Below are 15,729 nucleotides of genomic sequence, written 5' to 3'. Positions count from 1 at the left end.
GTCAATTCGATAATCGTGCTTTCGTTCGATATTCGAACGGAATACTAACCAGTTCGTACATTTTGCGTTGCCCGTCAGTTGGCGCAAACCAATAATCGGCTTGCCGGGCGAGCGGTCTCAGCGACCCGAAGTGGCTTCCCGGCGCATCCCGCGCGGGCTATCCGCGCCTCCGCCGTTCCGCCGCCGGCCCTCGCGCGGCGCCAGGCGCCGTAGGGCGCATTGAGGAGTCGAAGCATGCAGCGTTCGATCGCCACCGTATCCCTGAGCGGCACCCTGCCGGAAAAGCTCGAGGCCATCGCCGCCGCCGGTTTCGACGGGGTGGAAATCTTCGAGAACGACCTGCTTCATTACGACGGCAGCCCGCGCGACGTACGCCGGCTGTGTGCCGACCTGGGCCTGGAGATCCTGCTGTTCCAGCCGTTCCGCGACTTCGAGGGCTGCCGCCGGGAACGCCTGGGGCGAAACCTGGAGCGCGCCGAACGCAAGTTCGACCTGATGCAGGAACTCGGCACCGACCTAGTGCTGGTGTGCAGCAACGTCGCTGCCGATGCCCTCGGCGAACCGGCGCTGCTGGCCGATGACCTCCGGCTGCTGGCCGAGCGCGCCGCCGTCCGCGGCCTGCGCATCGGCTACGAGGCGCTGGCCTGGGGGCGCCAGGTGAACACCTGGGAGCAGGCCTGGGACCTGGTGCGGCGGGCCGACCAGGCTAATCTCGGGCTGATCCTCGACAGCTTCCATACCCTTTCGCTGGACGGCGATCCGCGCGGCATCGCCGATCTTCCGGGGGAAAAGATCTTCTTCGTGCAGATGGCCGACGCGCCCTTGCTGGCAATGGACGTGCTGGAATGGAGCCGGCACTTCCGCTGCTTCCCGGGACAGGGCGGCTTCGACCTGGCAGGCTTCCTCGCGCCGGTCGTCGCGTCCGGCTATCGCGGTCCGCTGTCGCTGGAGGTCTTCAACGACGGCTTCCGCGCCGCGCCGACCCGCGCCAACGCCGTCGACGGCCTGCGCTCGCTGCTCTACCTCGAGGAGAAGACCCGCGAGCGCCTGCAACGCCAGACGCCGCACGTGGCGGTGGACGAGCTGTTCGCGCCGCCGCCGGCGAGCCTCTGCGACGGCATCGAGTTCCTCGAGTTCGCCGTCGACGAGACGCTCGGCGCGCGCCTTGGCCAGTGGTTGCAGCGACTGGGCTTCGCCAGGGCCGGCGAGCACCGTTCGAAGAATGTCAGCCTGTTGCGCCAGGGCGACATCAACCTGGTACTGAACGCCGAGCCCTATTCCTTCGCCCACGGTTTCTTCGAGGCCCACGGACCGTCCTTGTGCGCCACCGCGCTGCGCGTGCGTGACGCCGGCCAGGCGCTGGGGCGCGCTCGTGCGTACGGAGGCCAGCCGTACCGCGGACTGCTCGGCCCCAACGAGCGGGAAATCCCGGCGGTGCGCGCCCTCGACGGCAGCCTGCTGTATCTGGTCGAGCGGCACACCGAGGGCCGCAGCATCTACGACAGCGACTTCGTGACGAACGACGCCGACACCTCCGGCCTCGGCCTGCGACGCGTCGACCACGTGGCCCTGGCGCTGCCCGCCGAAGGCCTGGACAGCTGGGTGCTGTTCTACAAGAGCCTGTTCGACTTCGGCGCCGATGACGAAGTGGTGCTGCCCGACCCCTATGGCCTGGTCACCAGCCGTGCCGTGCGTAGCCCCTGCGGCAGCGTGCGCCTGCCGCTGAACATTTCCGAGGACCGCAACACCGCCATCGCCCGTTCGCTGTCCAGCTATCGCGGTTCCGGCGTGCACCACATCGCCTTCGATTGCGCCGACATCTTCGCCGCCGTGGCCCAGGCCAAGGAGGCCGGGGTCGCACTGCTGGAAATCCCGCTGAACTATTACGACGACCTCGCCGCGCGCTTCGACTTCGACGACGAGTTCCTCAGCGAACTGGCCTACTACAACGTCCTCTACGACCGCGACGCCCAGGGCGGCGAGCTGTTCCATGTGTTCACCGAGCCGTTCGAGGAGCGCTTCTTCTTCGAGATCCTCCAGCGCCGCCACGGCTACGCCGGCTACGGCGCGGCCAACGTGCCGGTGCGCCTGGCGGCGATGGCGCAAGCGCGGCGGGGTGTGCGCCGGGCCAAGCTGTGAGAATTGTCGGGGCTCCGGCAGGTGCTCTTCCTACAGCCGGGCGGGCCCCGCATAATCGGCCGCAATTCCCGCCGGCCACGAGTGAGTCACCGATGTCCAAGCCTGATCCCGCCGTCGTGGAGGAATCCGCTCCGCGCGGCAAGGGACGCAAGAACAATCCCGAGAAGACCCGCCAGGACATCCTCCGCGCCGCCATCGACGAGTTCGTCGCCCAGGGCCTCTCGGGTGCGCGGGTCGACGCCATCGCCGAGCGCACGCATACCTCGAAGCGGATGATCTATTACTACTTCGGCAGCAAGGAGCAGCTTTACCAGGCCGTGCTGGAGAAGCTCTACAGCGACATCCGCGGTATCGAGGGCACCCTGCGGCTGGGCGCGCTGCCGCCGGCCAAGGCGATGGAGAAGCTGGTGGAGTTCAGCTTCGACTACCACGACCGGCACGTGGATTTCGTGCGCATCATCAGCATCGAGAACATCCACAAGGGCGAGCACATCGCCAGCAGCGAGCTGGTGCAGAGCGTCAACAGCTCGATCGTCCAGAGCATCGCCGAGATTCTCCGCCGCGGCGAAGCGGAAGGGGTGTTCCGCGCCGGGCTGGAGGCGCTCGACGTGCACATGCTGATCAGTTCGTTCTGCTTCTACCGGGTGTCCAATCGCTACACCGTGTCGCGGATCTTCCGCACCGACCTGCACGACGCCGAGGTTCGCCAGCGGCATCGGCGGATGATCGGCGAGGCGGTATTGCGCTACATCCGTGCTTGACTGCCGTCCCCTCTCCCCTTGGCGGGAGAGGGGGGCCATTCAGTCGCCCAGGCTGGCGAAGTGCGCCTGCATGCGCGCGGCGTCAGCCTCTACTCCGCTGAACAGTTCGAATGCCTTCACCGCCTGGAACACCGCCATGGTGCCGCCGTCCAGTGTGCGGCAGCCGAGGGCGCGGGCCTGGCGCAGCAGCTCGGTTTCCAGCGGAAAGTAGATCACCTCGGCGACCCACAGGTCGGCGCGCAACAGTTCCGCCGGCACCGGCATGCCGGGCAGCTTGGCCATGCCCACCGGGGTGGTGTTGACCAATCCCTGGGCGTCGCCCAGGGCGCCGGCCAGGTCGCTGCCGGCGAGCGCTCGTGGCGCGCCGAAGTGCTGGTTGAGGTTGTCCGCGAGGGCCTGGGCCCGCGCCGGGTCGACGTCGAACAGGACCAGCCGCTCGACGCCCTCGGCGAGCAGGGCATGGGCCACTGCCGCGCCGGCGCCGCCCGCGCCCATCTGCACCACGCGCTGGCGCGGCGCGTCGGCCAGGCCGCGCCGAAAGCCCTCGGCGAAGCCCAGGCAGTCGGTGTTGTGGCCGATGCGCCGGCCATCGCGCAGCACCACGGTGTTCACCGCGCCGATGCCGCGCGCCTCGGCGGAGAGTTCGTCGAGCAGGGGGATGATCGCCTGCTTGCAGGGGAAGGTGACGTTCAGCCCGGTGAAGCCGAGGTCGCTGGCGGCGGCGAGCAGGAACTCCAGGTCGTCCGCCGACTTGCCCAGCAGGTCGAGATCGATCAGCCGGTACAGATAGCGGATGCCCTGGGCGTCGCCTTCGTGCTCGTGCAGGGCCGGGGTCCGTGACGCCTGGATGCCGGCACCGATCAGGCCGGCGAGAACCGATCGCGGCGCGCTCATGCGGCCGCCTCGAAACGCTCGGCGAAATGTTCCAGGGCCAGGCGGTAGCCGAGGCTGCCGAATCCGCAGATCACCCCCAGCGCCACCGGCGAGACGTAGGAGTGGTGGCGGAACGCTTCGCGCTGGTGGACGTTGGACAGGTGCACTTCGACCACCGGCAGTTCCACCGCGGCCAGGGCGTCGCGCAGCGCCACCGAGGTGTGGGTCCAGGCGGCGGGGTTGATGACGATGCCGGCGACCCGGCCGCGGGCCTGGTGGATCCAGTCGAGCAGTTGGCCTTCCTGGTTGGTCTGGCGGAAGTCCACGGCGAAGCCGCGCGTTTCGGCGAAGGCCGCGCATTCGGCGGCGATTTCGCCCAGGGTCCGCCGGCCGTAGGTCTGCGGCTCGCGGGTGCCGAGCAGATTCAGGTTGGGGCCGTTCAGGACCAATACCGTGCGCGTCATGGCGCAGCCTCCACAGCAATGATGTCATCGATGCCGGGAAAATGTACCGAACGGTTACTTTTGTAAACCGGACGCCGTCGCCAACGGGACGAAAGCGTTCGATTATCGGCGTCCGCTCACTCGCCTGCCGCCGGTTGCGTCGCGCCGCGGCCGCGCAGGGTCATGTCGGGCAGTGCCGAGGCCACCGCCAGGCCGAGCAGCGCCACCGCCGCGTTGACCAGGAAGAGCACCTTGAAGGCATCCGCGAGGACATGCTGGAGGATCACCCGGGCCGGCCCGCTGGCGGCGTCCAGGCTGCTCAGCAGGGCGCTCTCGGAAAAGCCCTGGTCGAGCCCGCCGCCGATCCGCAGGTGCTTGAGCAGGGCTAGCAGGATCGCCGACATCAGCGCCACCCCGACCGCCCCGCCGAGGGAGCGGAACAGCGTCGCGTTGCTGGTGGCGACGCCGATGTGGCGTTGCTCCACGGCGTTCTGCGCGGCCACCAGGCTGGTCGGGAACTGGGTACCGATGGCGATCCCGGTGAGCAGCATGCACAGCCCGGACAGCCAGTGGTCGCCGACCGGGACCAGGGCCAGGCCGGCGATGCCGCAGGGCAACAGGACGGCGCCGAGCAGGATCAGCGGCTTGTAGCGTCCCAGGCTGGCGGTCAGCCGCCCGCAGCAGTACGCGCCCAGCGGCAGGCCCATGACCAGCGGCAGCAAATGCAGCGCGGCGCTGTCGGCGCCGGCGCCGGTAACGCTCTGGTAGCGCAGCGGCACCAGCACGGTCAGCGAGATGGCCTGGAAGCTGGCGAAGAACGCAACCAGCCAACTGAGGGTGGCGGCGCGGACGGCGAACAGTTGCATCGGCACCAGCGGTTCGCGGAAGCGCCGCTCCTGGGCGACGAACAGCAGCAGGGCGAGCGCCGCCAGGGCGAACAGGCCGAGCAGCGCCGGGTCGCTCCAGGCTGCGCCCTGGCCGATCTGGGTGATGGCCAGGAGCAGCGCGGTGAGGCCTACCACCATCAGCACGATGCCCAGGTAGTCGATCACCGGTTGCCGGCGCGGCACCGGCAGGCCGACCAGGGTCCGCCGCGAGATGGCCAGCGCGAGAAGGCCGATCGGCAGGTTGATCCAGAACACCCAGCGCCACGACAGGTACTCGGTGAGCAGGCCGCCGAGCACCGGGCCGGCGACGCTGGCGATGGCGTACATGCTGCTGAAGTAACCCTGGTAGCGGCCGCGCTCGCGCGGCGGGACGATGTCGCCGATGATCGCCTGGCTCACCGCCATCAGCCCGCCCGCGCCGACCCCTTGCAGCACTCGCGCCAGCACCAGTTGGCCCATGCTCTGCGCGAGCCCGCAAAGCAGCGAGGCGGCGGTGAACACGACGATGGCGAAGAGCATCAGACGGCGGCGGCCGTAGAGGTCGCCGAGCTTGCCGTAGATCGGCATCGATACGGTCATCGCCACCATGTAGGCCGAGATCACCCAGGCCAGCAGGTCGAGGTCGGCGAAGTCGGCCGAGATCGCCGGCAGGGAGACGGCGACGATGGTCTGGTCGAGGGCGCTGAGGAAGATCGACAGCATCAGGCCGGCGAGGACGGTACGGACGGCGGGCGGGTTCTGGGCGAGATCGGACAAGACGGCACCTGGGGCGGACGGAACGCGAAGGCAGCGGGCATCATACTGCGCCTGGGGTAGGACAGGTGCCGGGGAATATCGATCCGAGGGTCGTCTTTCGTCGATATTCGCCTGCGCCAACGTTGCGTCCCGCCTTGGGAACGGTGCCCCGGCGTTGCGCCGGGGTGGCGCGGCCTACTCGATTTCCTCGTAGGGCAGGCCGACATAGTTCTCGGCGATGGTCGCCAGGCCCGCCTCGGAGCCCAGGTAGTACTCCAGTTCGGTCTGCTGGATGCGCTGGCTGAACGCGTCGGTGTCGGGGAAGCGATGCAGCACCGAAGTCATCCACCAGGAGAAGCGTTCGGCCTTCCAGATCCGCCGCAGGCAGATTGCCGAGTAGCGTTCCAGCAGTTCGCCGCGCCCTTCGCGGTAGGCCTTCAGCAGCAGCCGGTAGAGCGTGCTGACGTCGCTGGCCGCCAGGTTCAGTCCCTTGGCGCCGGTGGGCGGCACGATGTGCGCGGCGTCGCCGGCGAGGAACAGCCGGCCATGCTGCATCGGCTCGACCACGAAGCTGCGCAGCGGCGCGATGCTCTTCTCCAGCGAAGGACCGGTCACCAGTTTCTCCGCCACCTCGGCCGGGAGGCGCGCTTTCAGTTCCGTCCAGAAGCGCTCGTCGGACCAGTCCTCGACCTTCTCTGTCAATGGCACCTGTACGTAGTAGCGGCTGCGGGTCGCCGAACGCTGGCTGCACAGGGCGAAGCCGCGCGGATGGTTGGCGTAGATCAGTTCGTGGCTGACCGGCGGGGTGTCGGCGAGCAGGCCGAGCCAGCCGAACGGATAGACCCGCTCGAAGACCTTCAGCCGTTCCGCCGGGATCGATTGCCGCGAGATGCCGTGGAAGCCATCGCAGCCGGCGATGTAGTCGCAATCCAGGCGCAGCCGTTCGCCGTCGCGTTCGAAGGTCACGTAGGGGCGCTCACCTTGCAGGTCGTGCAGGCGCACCTCGGCGGCCTGGTAGACGGTAGTGGCGCCGCAGGCTTCGCGGGCTTCCATGAGGTCGCGGGTGACCTCGGTCTGGCCGTAGACCGTCACCGTCTTGCCGCCGCTCAGGCGCTTCAGGTCGATGCGCCGGCGCTGCCCGGCGAAGGCGATCTCCACGCCTTCGTGGACCAGCCCGTCGCGCGCCATGCGCCGGTCGACGCCGGCCTCGCGCAGCAGGTCGACCATACCCTGTTCCAGCACGCCGGCGCGGATGCGGCCGAGCACGTAGTCCGGGGTCTGGCGTTCGAGGATCACGTTGTCGATGCCGGCCTTGTGCAGCAACTGGCCGAGCAGGAGGCCGGACGGACCGGCGCCGATGATGGCGACTTGAGTCTTCATTGCGGATAGCCCTCTCGCTGTTATGGCTGGCCGGCGGCGCATGCGCCGGCGCTGATCTTGTCTGGAGGTGGCTGTATTTTTGTTTGCCGTGGGGTGCTATAGAAGGCAAATTGCCGATCTATTTCTGGACTTTTATAAACTCTGTTCGGCAATCGGCCATTTCGCTCGGAGGGCTCGATGACGGATTCCACCCGCGACGTCCCGGTGTTCAAGCTCTACGGCGCGCCCCTCGAATGGCCGACCCCGGACCTGCTGCACTGCGAGTCGATCCCCGCCCGCAGTCGCCTGCACGACTGGGAGATCAAGCCGCACCGGCACGCCGATCTCGCTCAGTTGCTCTACGTGCGCAAGGGCTGGGCGCAGCTCCAGGTCGAGGGCGAGCCGACTCGCGTCGAGCAGCCTTCCATCCAGTTCGTACCGCCGTTGTGCATCCATGGCTTCCAGTTCTCCGAGCGCATCGACGGCTACGTACTGACGCTCGCCGCACCGTTGCTGGCCCGCTTGCAGGCGCACCTCGGCGCGCAGCGCCAGGCGCTGGAAGCGCCGGGGTTGTACCCGGTGGGCGCGGACCGGCGCTATATCGACACGCTGTTCGACGCCATAGACGGCGAGTACGCCGGCACTGCGCCGGCGCGCGAGCTGTTGTTGCAGTCGCTGATCGGCGTGCTGGCGGTGTGGCTGGGGCGGCAGGTGATGGTCCGGCGGGCGGAGGCACGGCCGGGTCGTGGTCAGGAATATCTATCGGCCTTTTCGCAACTGGTCGAGCGGCATTTTCGCGAGCACCTGGGAATCGACGAGTACGCGCGTCGCCTGGGCATCTCCCCGGCACACCTGAACGGCGTGGCGCGTCGCCTCAGCGGGCAGACCGCGCTGGGCATCGTGCACCAGCGCCTGCTGCTGGAGGCCAAGCGCGACCTGGTCTACACGGCGATGACGGTGAACGAGATCGCCGACCGCCTCGGTTTCAGCGAGCCGGCCTACTTCACCCGTTTCTTCAAGCGCCTGAGCGGCGTCTCGCCGAGCGTCTTCCGCAAGGGCGACTAGTGTTCGCGGCGCAACTGGACGATCTCCAGCGCGCGCCCCTCGTCGTCGCGCGGGCGTCGGCCGCTCTCGACGAAGCCGCAGCGTGCGTAGAACCCCAGCGCCTCGCGGTTGGCGGCGTAGACCTCGACCTCCAGCGCGCCCTTCAGGGTTGCCGCGTGCTCCACCAGTTGCCGGCCGATCCCGCGCCCGTGGGCCGTCGGGGCGACGAACAGGCCGCCGATGAAGGCATCGAGCAGGCCGATGAAGCCCAGCGGCGTATCGCCGTCCAGCGCCAGCCAGGTTTCCGAGGCATCCAGATAATGATCGCGAACCAGTGCCTTCTGCTTCTGCAACTCGGCTTCGCCGAGGAAACCGTGGCCGACGCGCGAGGCCTCCAGCCAGATGGCGAGGGTGGCATCGCGGTCGGCGGGAATGTAGCGGCGGATCTTCGGCGGAGAGGGCATGGCGGCGGCTCGCAACGGCAACAGCCGCGGATTATCGCGTGAGCCGGCGGGAAAAGGGCAGGGCCGGCACGCCCGCTTCAGTCGCCGCGGATGTACTGTTCCAGTTGCTGGATCAGCTCGGCCTGCTCGGCGATCGCCGCCTTGACCAGGTCGCCGATGGACAGCAGGCCGAGCAACTGGCCGTCTTCCACGACCGGCAGGTGGCGCAGGTGGCGATCGGTCATCAGGTTCATGCAGGTGTCGACGCTCTGCTTCGAGTCCACGCTGACCACAGGCGCGCTCATGATCGCGCTGATCGGCGTACCGATGGACGAACGGCCCTTGAGGACCATCTTGCGCGCATAGTCGCGCTCGCTGACCACTCCGACCACCTCGCCATGGTTCACCACCAGCAGCGCGCCGATGTTCTTTTCCGCCATCAGGCGCAGGGCGTCGAGCACCATCTCGTCCGGTCCGATGGTGTACACCTGCTGGTTCTGCTTGGCGTTCAACAGTTGTGCCACGGTTTTCATGCGCGCCCCTCCGGAGCCGTTCTCACGTCCAGCAAGAATCGTAGACGGCGAGCGGATCGGCAAGCGGGGAAAACGGCATCGAACCGATTGAAAAACGTCATCGCCGGCTTCCCCGACGAAGGTAGGGCCTGGCGACGGGCCTCTTGCTCCGGTTGCCCGGCGACCTAATGCAGTATCCGCTCGAACCCTTCCGGACGTTGGCCGGTGACGTAGCAATGGCGATGCCGGTCGAGGCTGAGCGGATGTCCGGCGTCGTTCAGCACTTCGGCGATGCCTTCCAGGTGCTTGTTCACTTTCACCTGGTATTCCTGCTCGGTCAGCGGCACGACCCAGAGCAGGTCGACCGGATGGGCGGACAGGTCGAAACCGTCGAACAGGGCGGCATCTTCGCCCAGCGGGGTCGGCAGGAGAAGGAAGTGACGCAGCAGGCTGTGCTCGTAGAGCGGGAAACCGAATGCCACGCTGTGTCCGTGGCCGAGGGCCAGGCGTTCGTGGAACGGCAGGCCGGCGAGCCACTGCAGGTGGCGCAGGTCCTCACCGCCGAGGACGTCAAGGTAGCAGATCAGCTCGCTGGACCAGCGCGCGCTGCCCATATAGGGCGCGAAGTGCATCCGTGCCTGGCTCATCCCCGCGGTGATCACCACGTGGTGCGGGCGCCGGCTGCTTTCCAGGCGGTAGCCGAACACCGCCATTTCCGGTGCCGTCACGCAGTGCCTCCAGAAGTCACGGCAGTCCAGGACGATGCTCGGCGCACAGCCGAAATGGTCGTCGTATTTCTCGCGCAGCCGGGCGATGTAGTCGTTCATCTTCAGTCCTCGGAGTGGGGCGGGTAGGGCCGGACATGGGCAGGCGCCGGGGGCGCGTCCGTTGCCATGCGAGGGCAATCCAGTCATGGCCGATCCTCGTTGCCGTTGGGTGACCAATGGAATGCGAACGGCGACTGCCGAGAAATCGGCTCGTTCCGAGAGAGGCGAGAGGCTTTCCTTCTTGGTGCGTAGGAAAGCGCTGAGGGCAGCTGAGGGTATCTGTCGGGAACGGAAAAAAGCCCGTCGGGAACGGGCGAAGAGGGAAGCTTACCAGGGCAGCGGGAAGTGGCCTTCCGCGCGCAGGTAGTCAGGATCGGGGGTGAACGGGTCGATCTTCTGCCGCTCGCTGCAACCCTGGCGTTCGCAGTCCCGCAGGCGCTGCAACGGCGAGCGGTCGTCGCGCTGGATGCGGATGCCTGTGACAGGCGCGCCGTCGGAAAGGCTGTAGCTGCGGCTGCTCTCGCAACCGAGCAGGGTCAGGCAAAGGCAGAGGAGCAGGGTGGTGTGCGGGTGTCGTGGCATTGCGGGTCGAATGGGCTTGCGAAGGCCGCCCATGCTATCAATCGGCCAGCAAATAGGGGGCCGGATGGTCAGTCCATGACCGGGATGAGAGTTGCTTCGCAAACCCGGAGATGCCCTCGAAAGGCTATTGCGTCACGCGGGAAAGCCCGTCGAAGGCCCGCAGCAACTTGCCCAGGGCGAGGGTCAGCGCCTCTTCTTCCGGGCCGGCGCCGAGAGTCGCCAGCAGCCTTTCGTCGAGCCCTGCGACCTGTGCCAGGGCCTGCTCGAACACCGCCTGTGCCGCGGGGCTGCGGCGCACCAGCACGGCGCGACCGTCGTCCGGGTCCGGCAGGCGGCTGACCCAGCCGCGCCGCACCAGCCGTTCGATGGTCCGGCCCAGCGCAGTGCGGTCGGTCTGTGAGTGCTCGATGAGCACGCTCATCGGCACGTCACCGTCGAAGGCATGGATGATCCGCAACGCACGCCATTCATGCAGCCCCAGTTCGAGAGGGGCAAGCAGGGCGGTGAGTTGCCGTTCGCGCTGGCGGACGATCTCCGTCATCAGGTACAGCGGGCCTTGGGGCAGCCCCAGTGCGTTCGTCTCGGTCATTGGCCCGGTCACCTTCCTCGATCCTCTTTCGCCAGGGCGGGGATTGTAGCGCTCAGGCGTCGGCGAATCCGTAGTCGCTCCAGCGTTCTTCGACTCGCCTGCGCAGCGCCGTCGGATAGGCGTGGCGGAACGATGCCGTAGCGGCACGCATTTGCCCGGCGAACTGTTCCGGGTACAGGCAGTTGATCACCAGCCGACCGCCGCTGCCTCGTGCCTTGTCCTCGGCATCGAGGTAGGGAACCATCGGGAAATCGCGGATCTGCGGGAAGGCGAAATGGTCGTGCAGCGGATGCGCGCGGGTCGCCAGCGCCCATACCACCTGGTCGATCTCGGTGACGTCGATGTCGTTGCCGACCAGGATCAGCTTCGGCACCAGGTGCCCGGCATGCGAGCCGAAGACGGTCTCGGCGACCCGTGCGGCGAAGGCCGCGGCGTCGGTGCCCAGGGCCGCCAGGCGCTGCACGTCGATCGACAGCACGGCCCAGCAGGTCGCCGCCTCGTAGGAGCACCAGACCATGTCCACCGGCAGTCCGGCGTTCTGCGCCACGTCCAGCAGTTGCGCGGAAATCATGGTGCCCCAGATGGTGTGGTTTTCCTCCGGTGGCGTGCCGGCGACGCAGATCGGCAGGATCGGTTGGTCGCGGAAGCTCAGCGCATGGACGTGGAACAGCGGCTGCGGCTTGCCGGTGGGGAAGGAATAGCCGTGGTATTCGCCCATCGGGCCTTCCAGCGCGGTTTCGTCGAGGCTGATCTCGCCCTCCAGGACGATCTCGGCATTGGCCGGAACCCACAGGCCGTTGGTCTGCGTGCGCACCACCTCCACCGGCTCGCCGATCAGGGCGCCTACGTAGCCGGCTTCGCTGACCCCCTCCGGCAGCGGCATACCGGCCGCCGCGAGTGCCGCCGGCGGTGCGCCGAGGGCCATCGCCCAGGGCGTCGGCTTGCCCTGGCGGCGCCACTGCTCGCGGATGATGCCGATGTGCTGGGTGGGAATGGTCGGGCCCGCCAGGGTGTTGCGGTCCACCAGCATCAGCCGGCCCACCGACCAGCTGTCCCAACTGCCGCCCGGCGTCTGTACCACGTGGAAACCGTAGGTGCCGAAATAGCGGCCGCCGTCCTGCTCATGGAGCAAGGGGACCGGGAAGCGGGTCAGGTCCACCTGCTCGCCGAGCCAGACGTTTTCCTGCACCGGCCCGCGCTCCAGCCGGCGCGGCGCGATCGGTTCCGCGCGCATCGCGGCGCGCAGCGTGGCCACGATGTCCCGTGGCCCGCTGTGTTCCGGCAGCCGAAATGCAGCGCCAGGCGCGAATGGGCGCGGGCCCTGTCGGCGCGCAGGCCGGCCGGCGCGCCCAGTATCCGCGCGCCGGGCAGGCTGTCGCGGATGTTGTGGAACAGCGGGGCGGGTGCGCGGCGTTCGTAGACCCGGCGGGTGATGGCGCCGATCTCCAGGTTGGCGTCGACCTCGGTGTGCACGTCCACCAGGTCGCCCTGGCGACGCAGGTGGTCGACGAAGTGGCGGAAATCCAGGGCGCTGCGGTTCATCGGCTCGCCACTCCATATAAGTGCGTGTGCATGCATCTTATGTGCTGGCGCGTTCTTTAGACAAGCGGAGCCCGGTCGGTTCGCGGGCTGGCCGGAAGGTCGCCACCTAGGCAAGATATATGGTTGGTTGGAAGCCCTGGCAAGCTTCCTTGCGCAGTCGCGGCACAGGATCGGCAAGCGCCGTCGTGGAGGAAACATGGAAGCGTGCGATACAGCGGGCATTATGGATGCGATCACGGCTGTCACCGGCGTACTCACCCTTCTGGTGGCGTGGGCAGCATTGTTTTCGTGGCGCCGGCAAGAGCGTCAGAAAGCGATATTGGCGTGGAAGGCCGATCTGGTGGACTACGCCTACGGGTTTCCCAATCTGCCGGTGATATGGGGTTACCAGACGCACAAGGACGAGGTCGACCAGGCCGCAGAGCGTTTTTATCGGTGCGTGAAAAGCTACATGGTCATGCGCGAGCTGGTGTCGCGGAAGCGGATGAAAGCCTATGAGCGAATCTGGCGCCAGGCTCATTTCGTTCATGAGAAATGTACATTCGAAGGGCAAATGACCTGCGCCATCGCCCGGGATCTGCTTTCCCAGGCTTACCTGAACGATTTTCTGAAATCTTGATGGGACAGCTCCCGGCCGCTCAACGCACCATATAGTCCATCTGCCATGGCCGCGGAATCACCAGTGCCAGCAACGCGAGAAGAGCCGCCAGCGCTGCGCTCGCCGCCATCGCCGCGAGGCCCAGTTGCTGTTCCAGCAGGGCGCCGAGCACCGCGCCGACGCACATGCCGCTCCAGGGCACCAGTTGCACCCGCCAGCCGTTGCGCCGCTCGCCCAGCAGCCAGCGGCCGAGGCCGCGGCCGAAGCGGGAGAGGGCGCCGGTGACGTAGGTCAGGCCGATGGGCAGGCCGTTGACCTGCTCGACCACGGCGTTGAGCATGCCCATGGCGAGGATCGCGGCGACCAGCGCCGGCACGTTCCAGTCGAATGGCCAGACCGCCGACAACGCCAGCAGCATCGCGCAGCAGACCAGGATCGGCGCCGCCCGGCGCCCGCTGAAGCGCGCCAGTATCACTCCCAGCGCGTTGCCGACGACGAAACTGGCCAGGGCGACGCTCAGCCGCACCAGCCCGCCGAAGTCGCCCTCGCCCAGCGATACCGCCAGGCGCGTGGTGTTGCCGCTCATGAAGGAAACGAAGTCGCCGGTGGCGAGGAAACCGATGGCGTCGGTCATGCCTGCCAGTACCGACAGCCCGGCCACCAGGCCGAGCCCGACACGCCCGCGCGTCCGCCGCAAACGAAGGCGCCGCGCGCTGCTACCCACCATGCTGTCTGGAAGCATCCGGAGAAACCACCCGCAGGAAGAGAAGGTCCGCCCCAGTGCGGACTCCCGATCTTAAGGCTCTCCCCAGGGAAAAGGCCAGGGGCGAGGCGGAGCGTCTGGGGCCGAAGATCCTGGGCAATCGGCAATGACAGTGCGGGGCGGGGCCTCAGATATCGAATACCGGTACCTGGTTTCCACCCAGTACCTCGATCTTGTCGGTCCGGTAGACCACCATCGCCTTGCTGCAGGTCACCGTGGAACGACCCTCTTTGCTGGCATTGAGATACACCGTGCCCTTGCCGGCGTAGACCGCTCTCGCGTTGGCGGCGATGCGCAGCTCGAGGGCCGCCGCTTCTCCGTCCTCGTCCCCGGCGAAGTCGCACCCGTAGAGGGCGATGGCCAGTTCCTTGCCGAACAGTTCGAGAAGGGTCGCACCAAAGGCCTGGGGCTCGACGAACTGCTTGCCCTGGACACGCCGGGCCATGACGTCCGCGGTGCTATCGCCGTGGGGGTTGCCCAGCCAGAGTTGGCCAGCCGTGCCGTGGGTGGCGATGAGGATCGTATCGATGAAGTACTGTTCGCCGCTCTCCGCGGCAACCTTGCCTAGATCCCGAACCAACTGGGCGTAGTTGGTATCGGCCTTGATCGCGAAGGCCGGCTTGTAGAGCTTGTTCCGCGCATAGGCGACGACCGCCTCCGCGAAGGCGCTGCCGGAGTCGCCTCTCCGGATCTCCTGCTGGAAGTCGTGGTAGATGACCAGGACCGCCCCTTTCCTGACCGGGCCGCTGAGCCCTCCCTTGACGATGTCGAGGGCGAAACGGAAATTGGCGCTGAGCACCTGGGACGCATGGGTAGGAAAGGTATCCGTATCGGTCAGCAGTTCCACTTCGGTACCGACCAGCACCTCCTTTCGTTCGTCGCCCTCCGCCCAGGGCGTGTCGTCCACATCCGTTCCGTAGATCCTTGCGTCCAGGTCGACCTCGACGAGCGTACTCACTGTGAAGGGCACCAGAAGCTCTTCCGGGCCGAGTCGATTCTTGACCACGGCGCCCTTGCCTTGCTTGGCGATTTTCGTGACTACGCCATGCCATGAGCGCATCCTGTTGCTCCTGTGGGAGTCCTGGTAGGAACGGCATCCGAGCATGCAGAACTATAGACGTGAAACGGCCAGCCCCGAGGAACTATCCGCCGATCGACCCTTCATCTGACCCCGGCCTTGGGTGCCATTCCCGGCCGGACAGGATCGGTTGCTCTGGTCTCTGTGGCGAGGGAGAGGCGCTGCTCGGCGGAGCGGGTGGCGGCGAGGCAGGTCTGAAAGCAAAAAGCCCGCACAAGGCGGGCTTCTGGAAGATGGCGCATCCGGCGGGATTCGAACCCACGACCCCTGCCTTCGGAGGGCAGTACTCTATCCAGCTGAGCTACGGATGCAGCGCCGCGGCTCGCGCGGCAGGCCGCAATCATACGCATCTCGTCGGCGGGAGTCCATTCCATGTGCGTACGTTCGTGATTTCGAACGAAAACGACCGTCCGTCGAGGATGTGCTCAGCAAAGCAGCAGAATTTTCCGACTTTCGTTGATTTTATCGAACGGGGTATTGCCCTTTGTCAGTGGTGGCCCTAGGATTCGTTTGAGATTTCAAACGCCCCCAAAGCCACAACAACAGGAGACCGGGGAATTGGCATCAGTTCAGCCGGCCGCGTGCCCCTGGAATGACCTCTTTCTGACCTGCCC

15 protein-coding genes, 1 tRNA gene and 1 pseudogene are annotated in these 15,729 nt (G+C 67.1%); 4 read left to right on the top strand and 13 right to left on the bottom strand.

The annotated features are described in order from the left end of the window. Positions 1-234 precede the first annotated feature (234 nt). Both quiC and FOC67_RS24735 read left to right on the top strand, forming a co-directional pair. On the top strand, positions 235-2,139 hold the full coding sequence (gene quiC, locus FOC67_RS24740; protein ID WP_009315006.1) for a 3-dehydroshikimate dehydratase QuiC: 1,905 nt from the start codon (positions 235-237) through the stop codon (positions 2,137-2,139). A gap of 92 nt (positions 2,140-2,231) precedes the next feature. Further along, a complete protein-coding gene (locus tag FOC67_RS24735; protein ID WP_003101858.1) occupies positions 2,232-2,900 on the top strand; it encodes a TetR/AcrR family transcriptional regulator in 669 nt (222 codons plus the stop codon). Between the two features lie 39 nt (positions 2,901-2,939). Here the strand turns inward: FOC67_RS24735 and FOC67_RS24730 are convergent, their stop codons facing one another. The 4 genes from FOC67_RS24730 to pobA all read right to left on the bottom strand — a co-directional run bounded on the left by FOC67_RS24730 (position 2,940) and on the right by pobA (position 7,218). After that, complete coding sequence (locus FOC67_RS24730; RefSeq protein WP_009315007.1) at positions 2,940-3,794, bottom strand: shikimate dehydrogenase; 855 nt, start codon at positions 3,792-3,794, stop codon at positions 2,940-2,942. Further along, positions 3,791-4,237, bottom strand: a complete 447-nt coding sequence (gene aroQ, locus FOC67_RS24725; RefSeq protein ID WP_003084089.1) for a type II 3-dehydroquinate dehydratase — start codon at positions 4,235-4,237, stop codon at positions 3,791-3,793. Before aroQ ends, FOC67_RS24730 begins: the two co-directional genes overlap by 4 nt. A 116-nt stretch (positions 4,238-4,353) precedes the next feature. Then, the gene (locus tag FOC67_RS24720) at positions 4,354-5,859 is read right to left on the bottom strand and encodes an MDR family MFS transporter (RefSeq protein WP_003084091.1); all 1,506 of its coding nucleotides are present in this window, start codon (positions 5,857-5,859) and stop codon (positions 4,354-4,356) included. Positions 5,860-6,033: 174 nt separating this feature from the next. Continuing rightward, positions 6,034-7,218, bottom strand: coding sequence for a 4-hydroxybenzoate 3-monooxygenase (gene pobA, locus FOC67_RS24715; protein WP_003084095.1), 1,185 nt, complete (start codon positions 7,216-7,218; stop codon positions 6,034-6,036). Positions 7,219-7,395: 177 nt separating this feature from the next. Here pobA and FOC67_RS24710 point away from each other — a divergent pair, with 177 nt between their 5' ends. Next, on the top strand, positions 7,396-8,262 hold the full coding sequence (locus tag FOC67_RS24710; protein WP_003111457.1) for a helix-turn-helix domain-containing protein: 867 nt from the start codon (positions 7,396-7,398) through the stop codon (positions 8,260-8,262). On the opposite strand, the gene FOC67_RS24705 is transcribed toward FOC67_RS24710, so the two are convergent. The 6 genes and pseudogenes from FOC67_RS24705 to hudA form a co-directional block, all read right to left on the bottom strand. Continuing rightward, on the bottom strand, positions 8,259-8,705 hold the full coding sequence (locus FOC67_RS24705) for a GNAT family N-acetyltransferase (RefSeq protein ID WP_003111458.1): 447 nt from the start codon (positions 8,703-8,705) through the stop codon (positions 8,259-8,261). The two genes, FOC67_RS24710 and FOC67_RS24705, sit on opposite strands and share 4 nt — an antisense overlap. A gap of 77 nt (positions 8,706-8,782) precedes the next feature. Further along, positions 8,783-9,217 carry a CBS domain-containing protein gene (locus tag FOC67_RS24700; RefSeq protein WP_003084101.1) on the bottom strand — a complete coding sequence of 145 codons (435 nt, stop codon included), beginning with the start codon at positions 9,215-9,217 and terminating at the stop codon, positions 8,783-8,785. Between the two features lie 164 nt (positions 9,218-9,381). After that, a complete protein-coding gene (locus FOC67_RS24695) occupies positions 9,382-10,023 on the bottom strand; it encodes a suppressor of fused domain protein (RefSeq protein WP_003084105.1) in 642 nt (213 codons plus the stop codon). 267 nt (positions 10,024-10,290) lie between these two features. Beyond that, entirely contained in the window at positions 10,291-10,578 is a 288-nt protein-coding gene (locus FOC67_RS24690) for a hypothetical protein (RefSeq protein ID WP_023443569.1), read from the bottom strand. A gap of 91 nt (positions 10,579-10,669) precedes the next feature. Continuing rightward, complete coding sequence (locus tag FOC67_RS24685) at positions 10,670-11,146, bottom strand: MarR family winged helix-turn-helix transcriptional regulator (RefSeq protein WP_009315008.1); 477 nt, start codon at positions 11,144-11,146, stop codon at positions 10,670-10,672. Between the two features lie 40 nt (positions 11,147-11,186). After that, positions 11,187-12,676 (bottom strand): annotated as a pseudogene (hudA, locus tag FOC67_RS24680) (UbiD family decarboxylase HudA). Positions 12,677-12,872: 196 nt separating this feature from the next. Here hudA and FOC67_RS24675 point away from each other — a divergent pair. Further along, the gene (locus FOC67_RS24675) at positions 12,873-13,295 is read left to right on the top strand and encodes a hypothetical protein (RefSeq protein ID WP_009315011.1); all 423 of its coding nucleotides are present in this window, start codon (positions 12,873-12,875) and stop codon (positions 13,293-13,295) included. A 19-nt stretch (positions 13,296-13,314) separates the two neighbouring features. Here FOC67_RS24675 and FOC67_RS24670 read toward each other — a convergent pair whose 3' ends face one another. The 3 genes from FOC67_RS24670 to FOC67_RS24660 all read right to left on the bottom strand — a co-directional run bounded on the left by FOC67_RS24670 (position 13,315) and on the right by FOC67_RS24660 (position 15,426). Continuing rightward, complete coding sequence (locus tag FOC67_RS24670; RefSeq protein WP_003106170.1) at positions 13,315-14,001, bottom strand: YoaK family protein; 687 nt, start codon at positions 13,999-14,001, stop codon at positions 13,315-13,317. 163 nt (positions 14,002-14,164) lie between these two features. Continuing rightward, a complete protein-coding gene (locus FOC67_RS24665; RefSeq protein ID WP_003084116.1) occupies positions 14,165-15,097 on the bottom strand; it encodes a hypothetical protein in 933 nt (310 codons plus the stop codon). 252 nt (positions 15,098-15,349) lie between these two features. Continuing rightward, positions 15,350-15,426 (bottom strand) — tRNA-Arg (locus tag FOC67_RS24660). Positions 15,427-15,729: the final 303 nt, after the last annotated feature.

Origin of the sequence: Pseudomonas sp. FDAARGOS_761, from assembly GCF_013343155.1 — a bacterium.
Classification (GTDB): Bacteria; Pseudomonadota; Gammaproteobacteria; order Pseudomonadales; family Pseudomonadaceae; genus Pseudomonas; species Pseudomonas aeruginosa.
This window is presented reverse-complemented; position numbering and strand designations above follow the sequence as displayed.

What these genes read in the sequence shown, in the direction of transcription:
- quiC (WP_009315006.1), top strand. Translation starts at nt 235, where the DNA reads ATGCAGCGTTCGATCGCCACCGTATCCCTGAGCGGCACCCTGCCGGAA.
- FOC67_RS24710 (WP_003111457.1), top strand. Translation starts at nt 7,396, where the DNA reads ATGACGGATTCCACCCGCGACGTCCCGGTGTTCAAGCTCTACGGCGCG.
- FOC67_RS24700 (WP_003084101.1), bottom strand. Translation starts at nt 9,217, where the DNA reads ATGAAAACCGTGGCACAACTGTTGAACGCCAAGCAGAACCAGCAGGTG.
- FOC67_RS24665 (WP_003084116.1), bottom strand. Translation starts at nt 15,097, where the DNA reads ATGCGCTCATGGCATGGCGTAGTCACGAAAATCGCCAAGCAAGGCAAG.
- FOC67_RS24735 (WP_003101858.1), top strand. Translation starts at nt 2,232, where the DNA reads ATGTCCAAGCCTGATCCCGCCGTCGTGGAGGAATCCGCTCCGCGCGGC.
- aroQ (WP_003084089.1), bottom strand. Translation starts at nt 4,237, where the DNA reads ATGACGCGCACGGTATTGGTCCTGAACGGCCCCAACCTGAATCTGCTC.
- FOC67_RS24730 (WP_009315007.1), bottom strand. Translation starts at nt 3,794, where the DNA reads ATGAGCGCGCCGCGATCGGTTCTCGCCGGCCTGATCGGTGCCGGCATC.
- FOC67_RS24705 (WP_003111458.1), bottom strand. Translation starts at nt 8,705, where the DNA reads ATGCCCTCTCCGCCGAAGATCCGCCGCTACATTCCCGCCGACCGCGAT.
- FOC67_RS24675 (WP_009315011.1), top strand. Translation starts at nt 12,873, where the DNA reads ATGGAAGCGTGCGATACAGCGGGCATTATGGATGCGATCACGGCTGTC.
- FOC67_RS24670 (WP_003106170.1), bottom strand. Translation starts at nt 14,001, where the DNA reads ATGGTGGGTAGCAGCGCGCGGCGCCTTCGTTTGCGGCGGACGCGCGGG.
- pobA (WP_003084095.1), bottom strand. Translation starts at nt 7,218, where the DNA reads ATGAAGACTCAAGTCGCCATCATCGGCGCCGGTCCGTCCGGCCTCCTG.
- FOC67_RS24695 (WP_003084105.1), bottom strand. Translation starts at nt 10,023, where the DNA reads ATGAACGACTACATCGCCCGGCTGCGCGAGAAATACGACGACCATTTC.
- FOC67_RS24690 (WP_023443569.1), bottom strand. Translation starts at nt 10,578, where the DNA reads ATGGGCGGCCTTCGCAAGCCCATTCGACCCGCAATGCCACGACACCCG.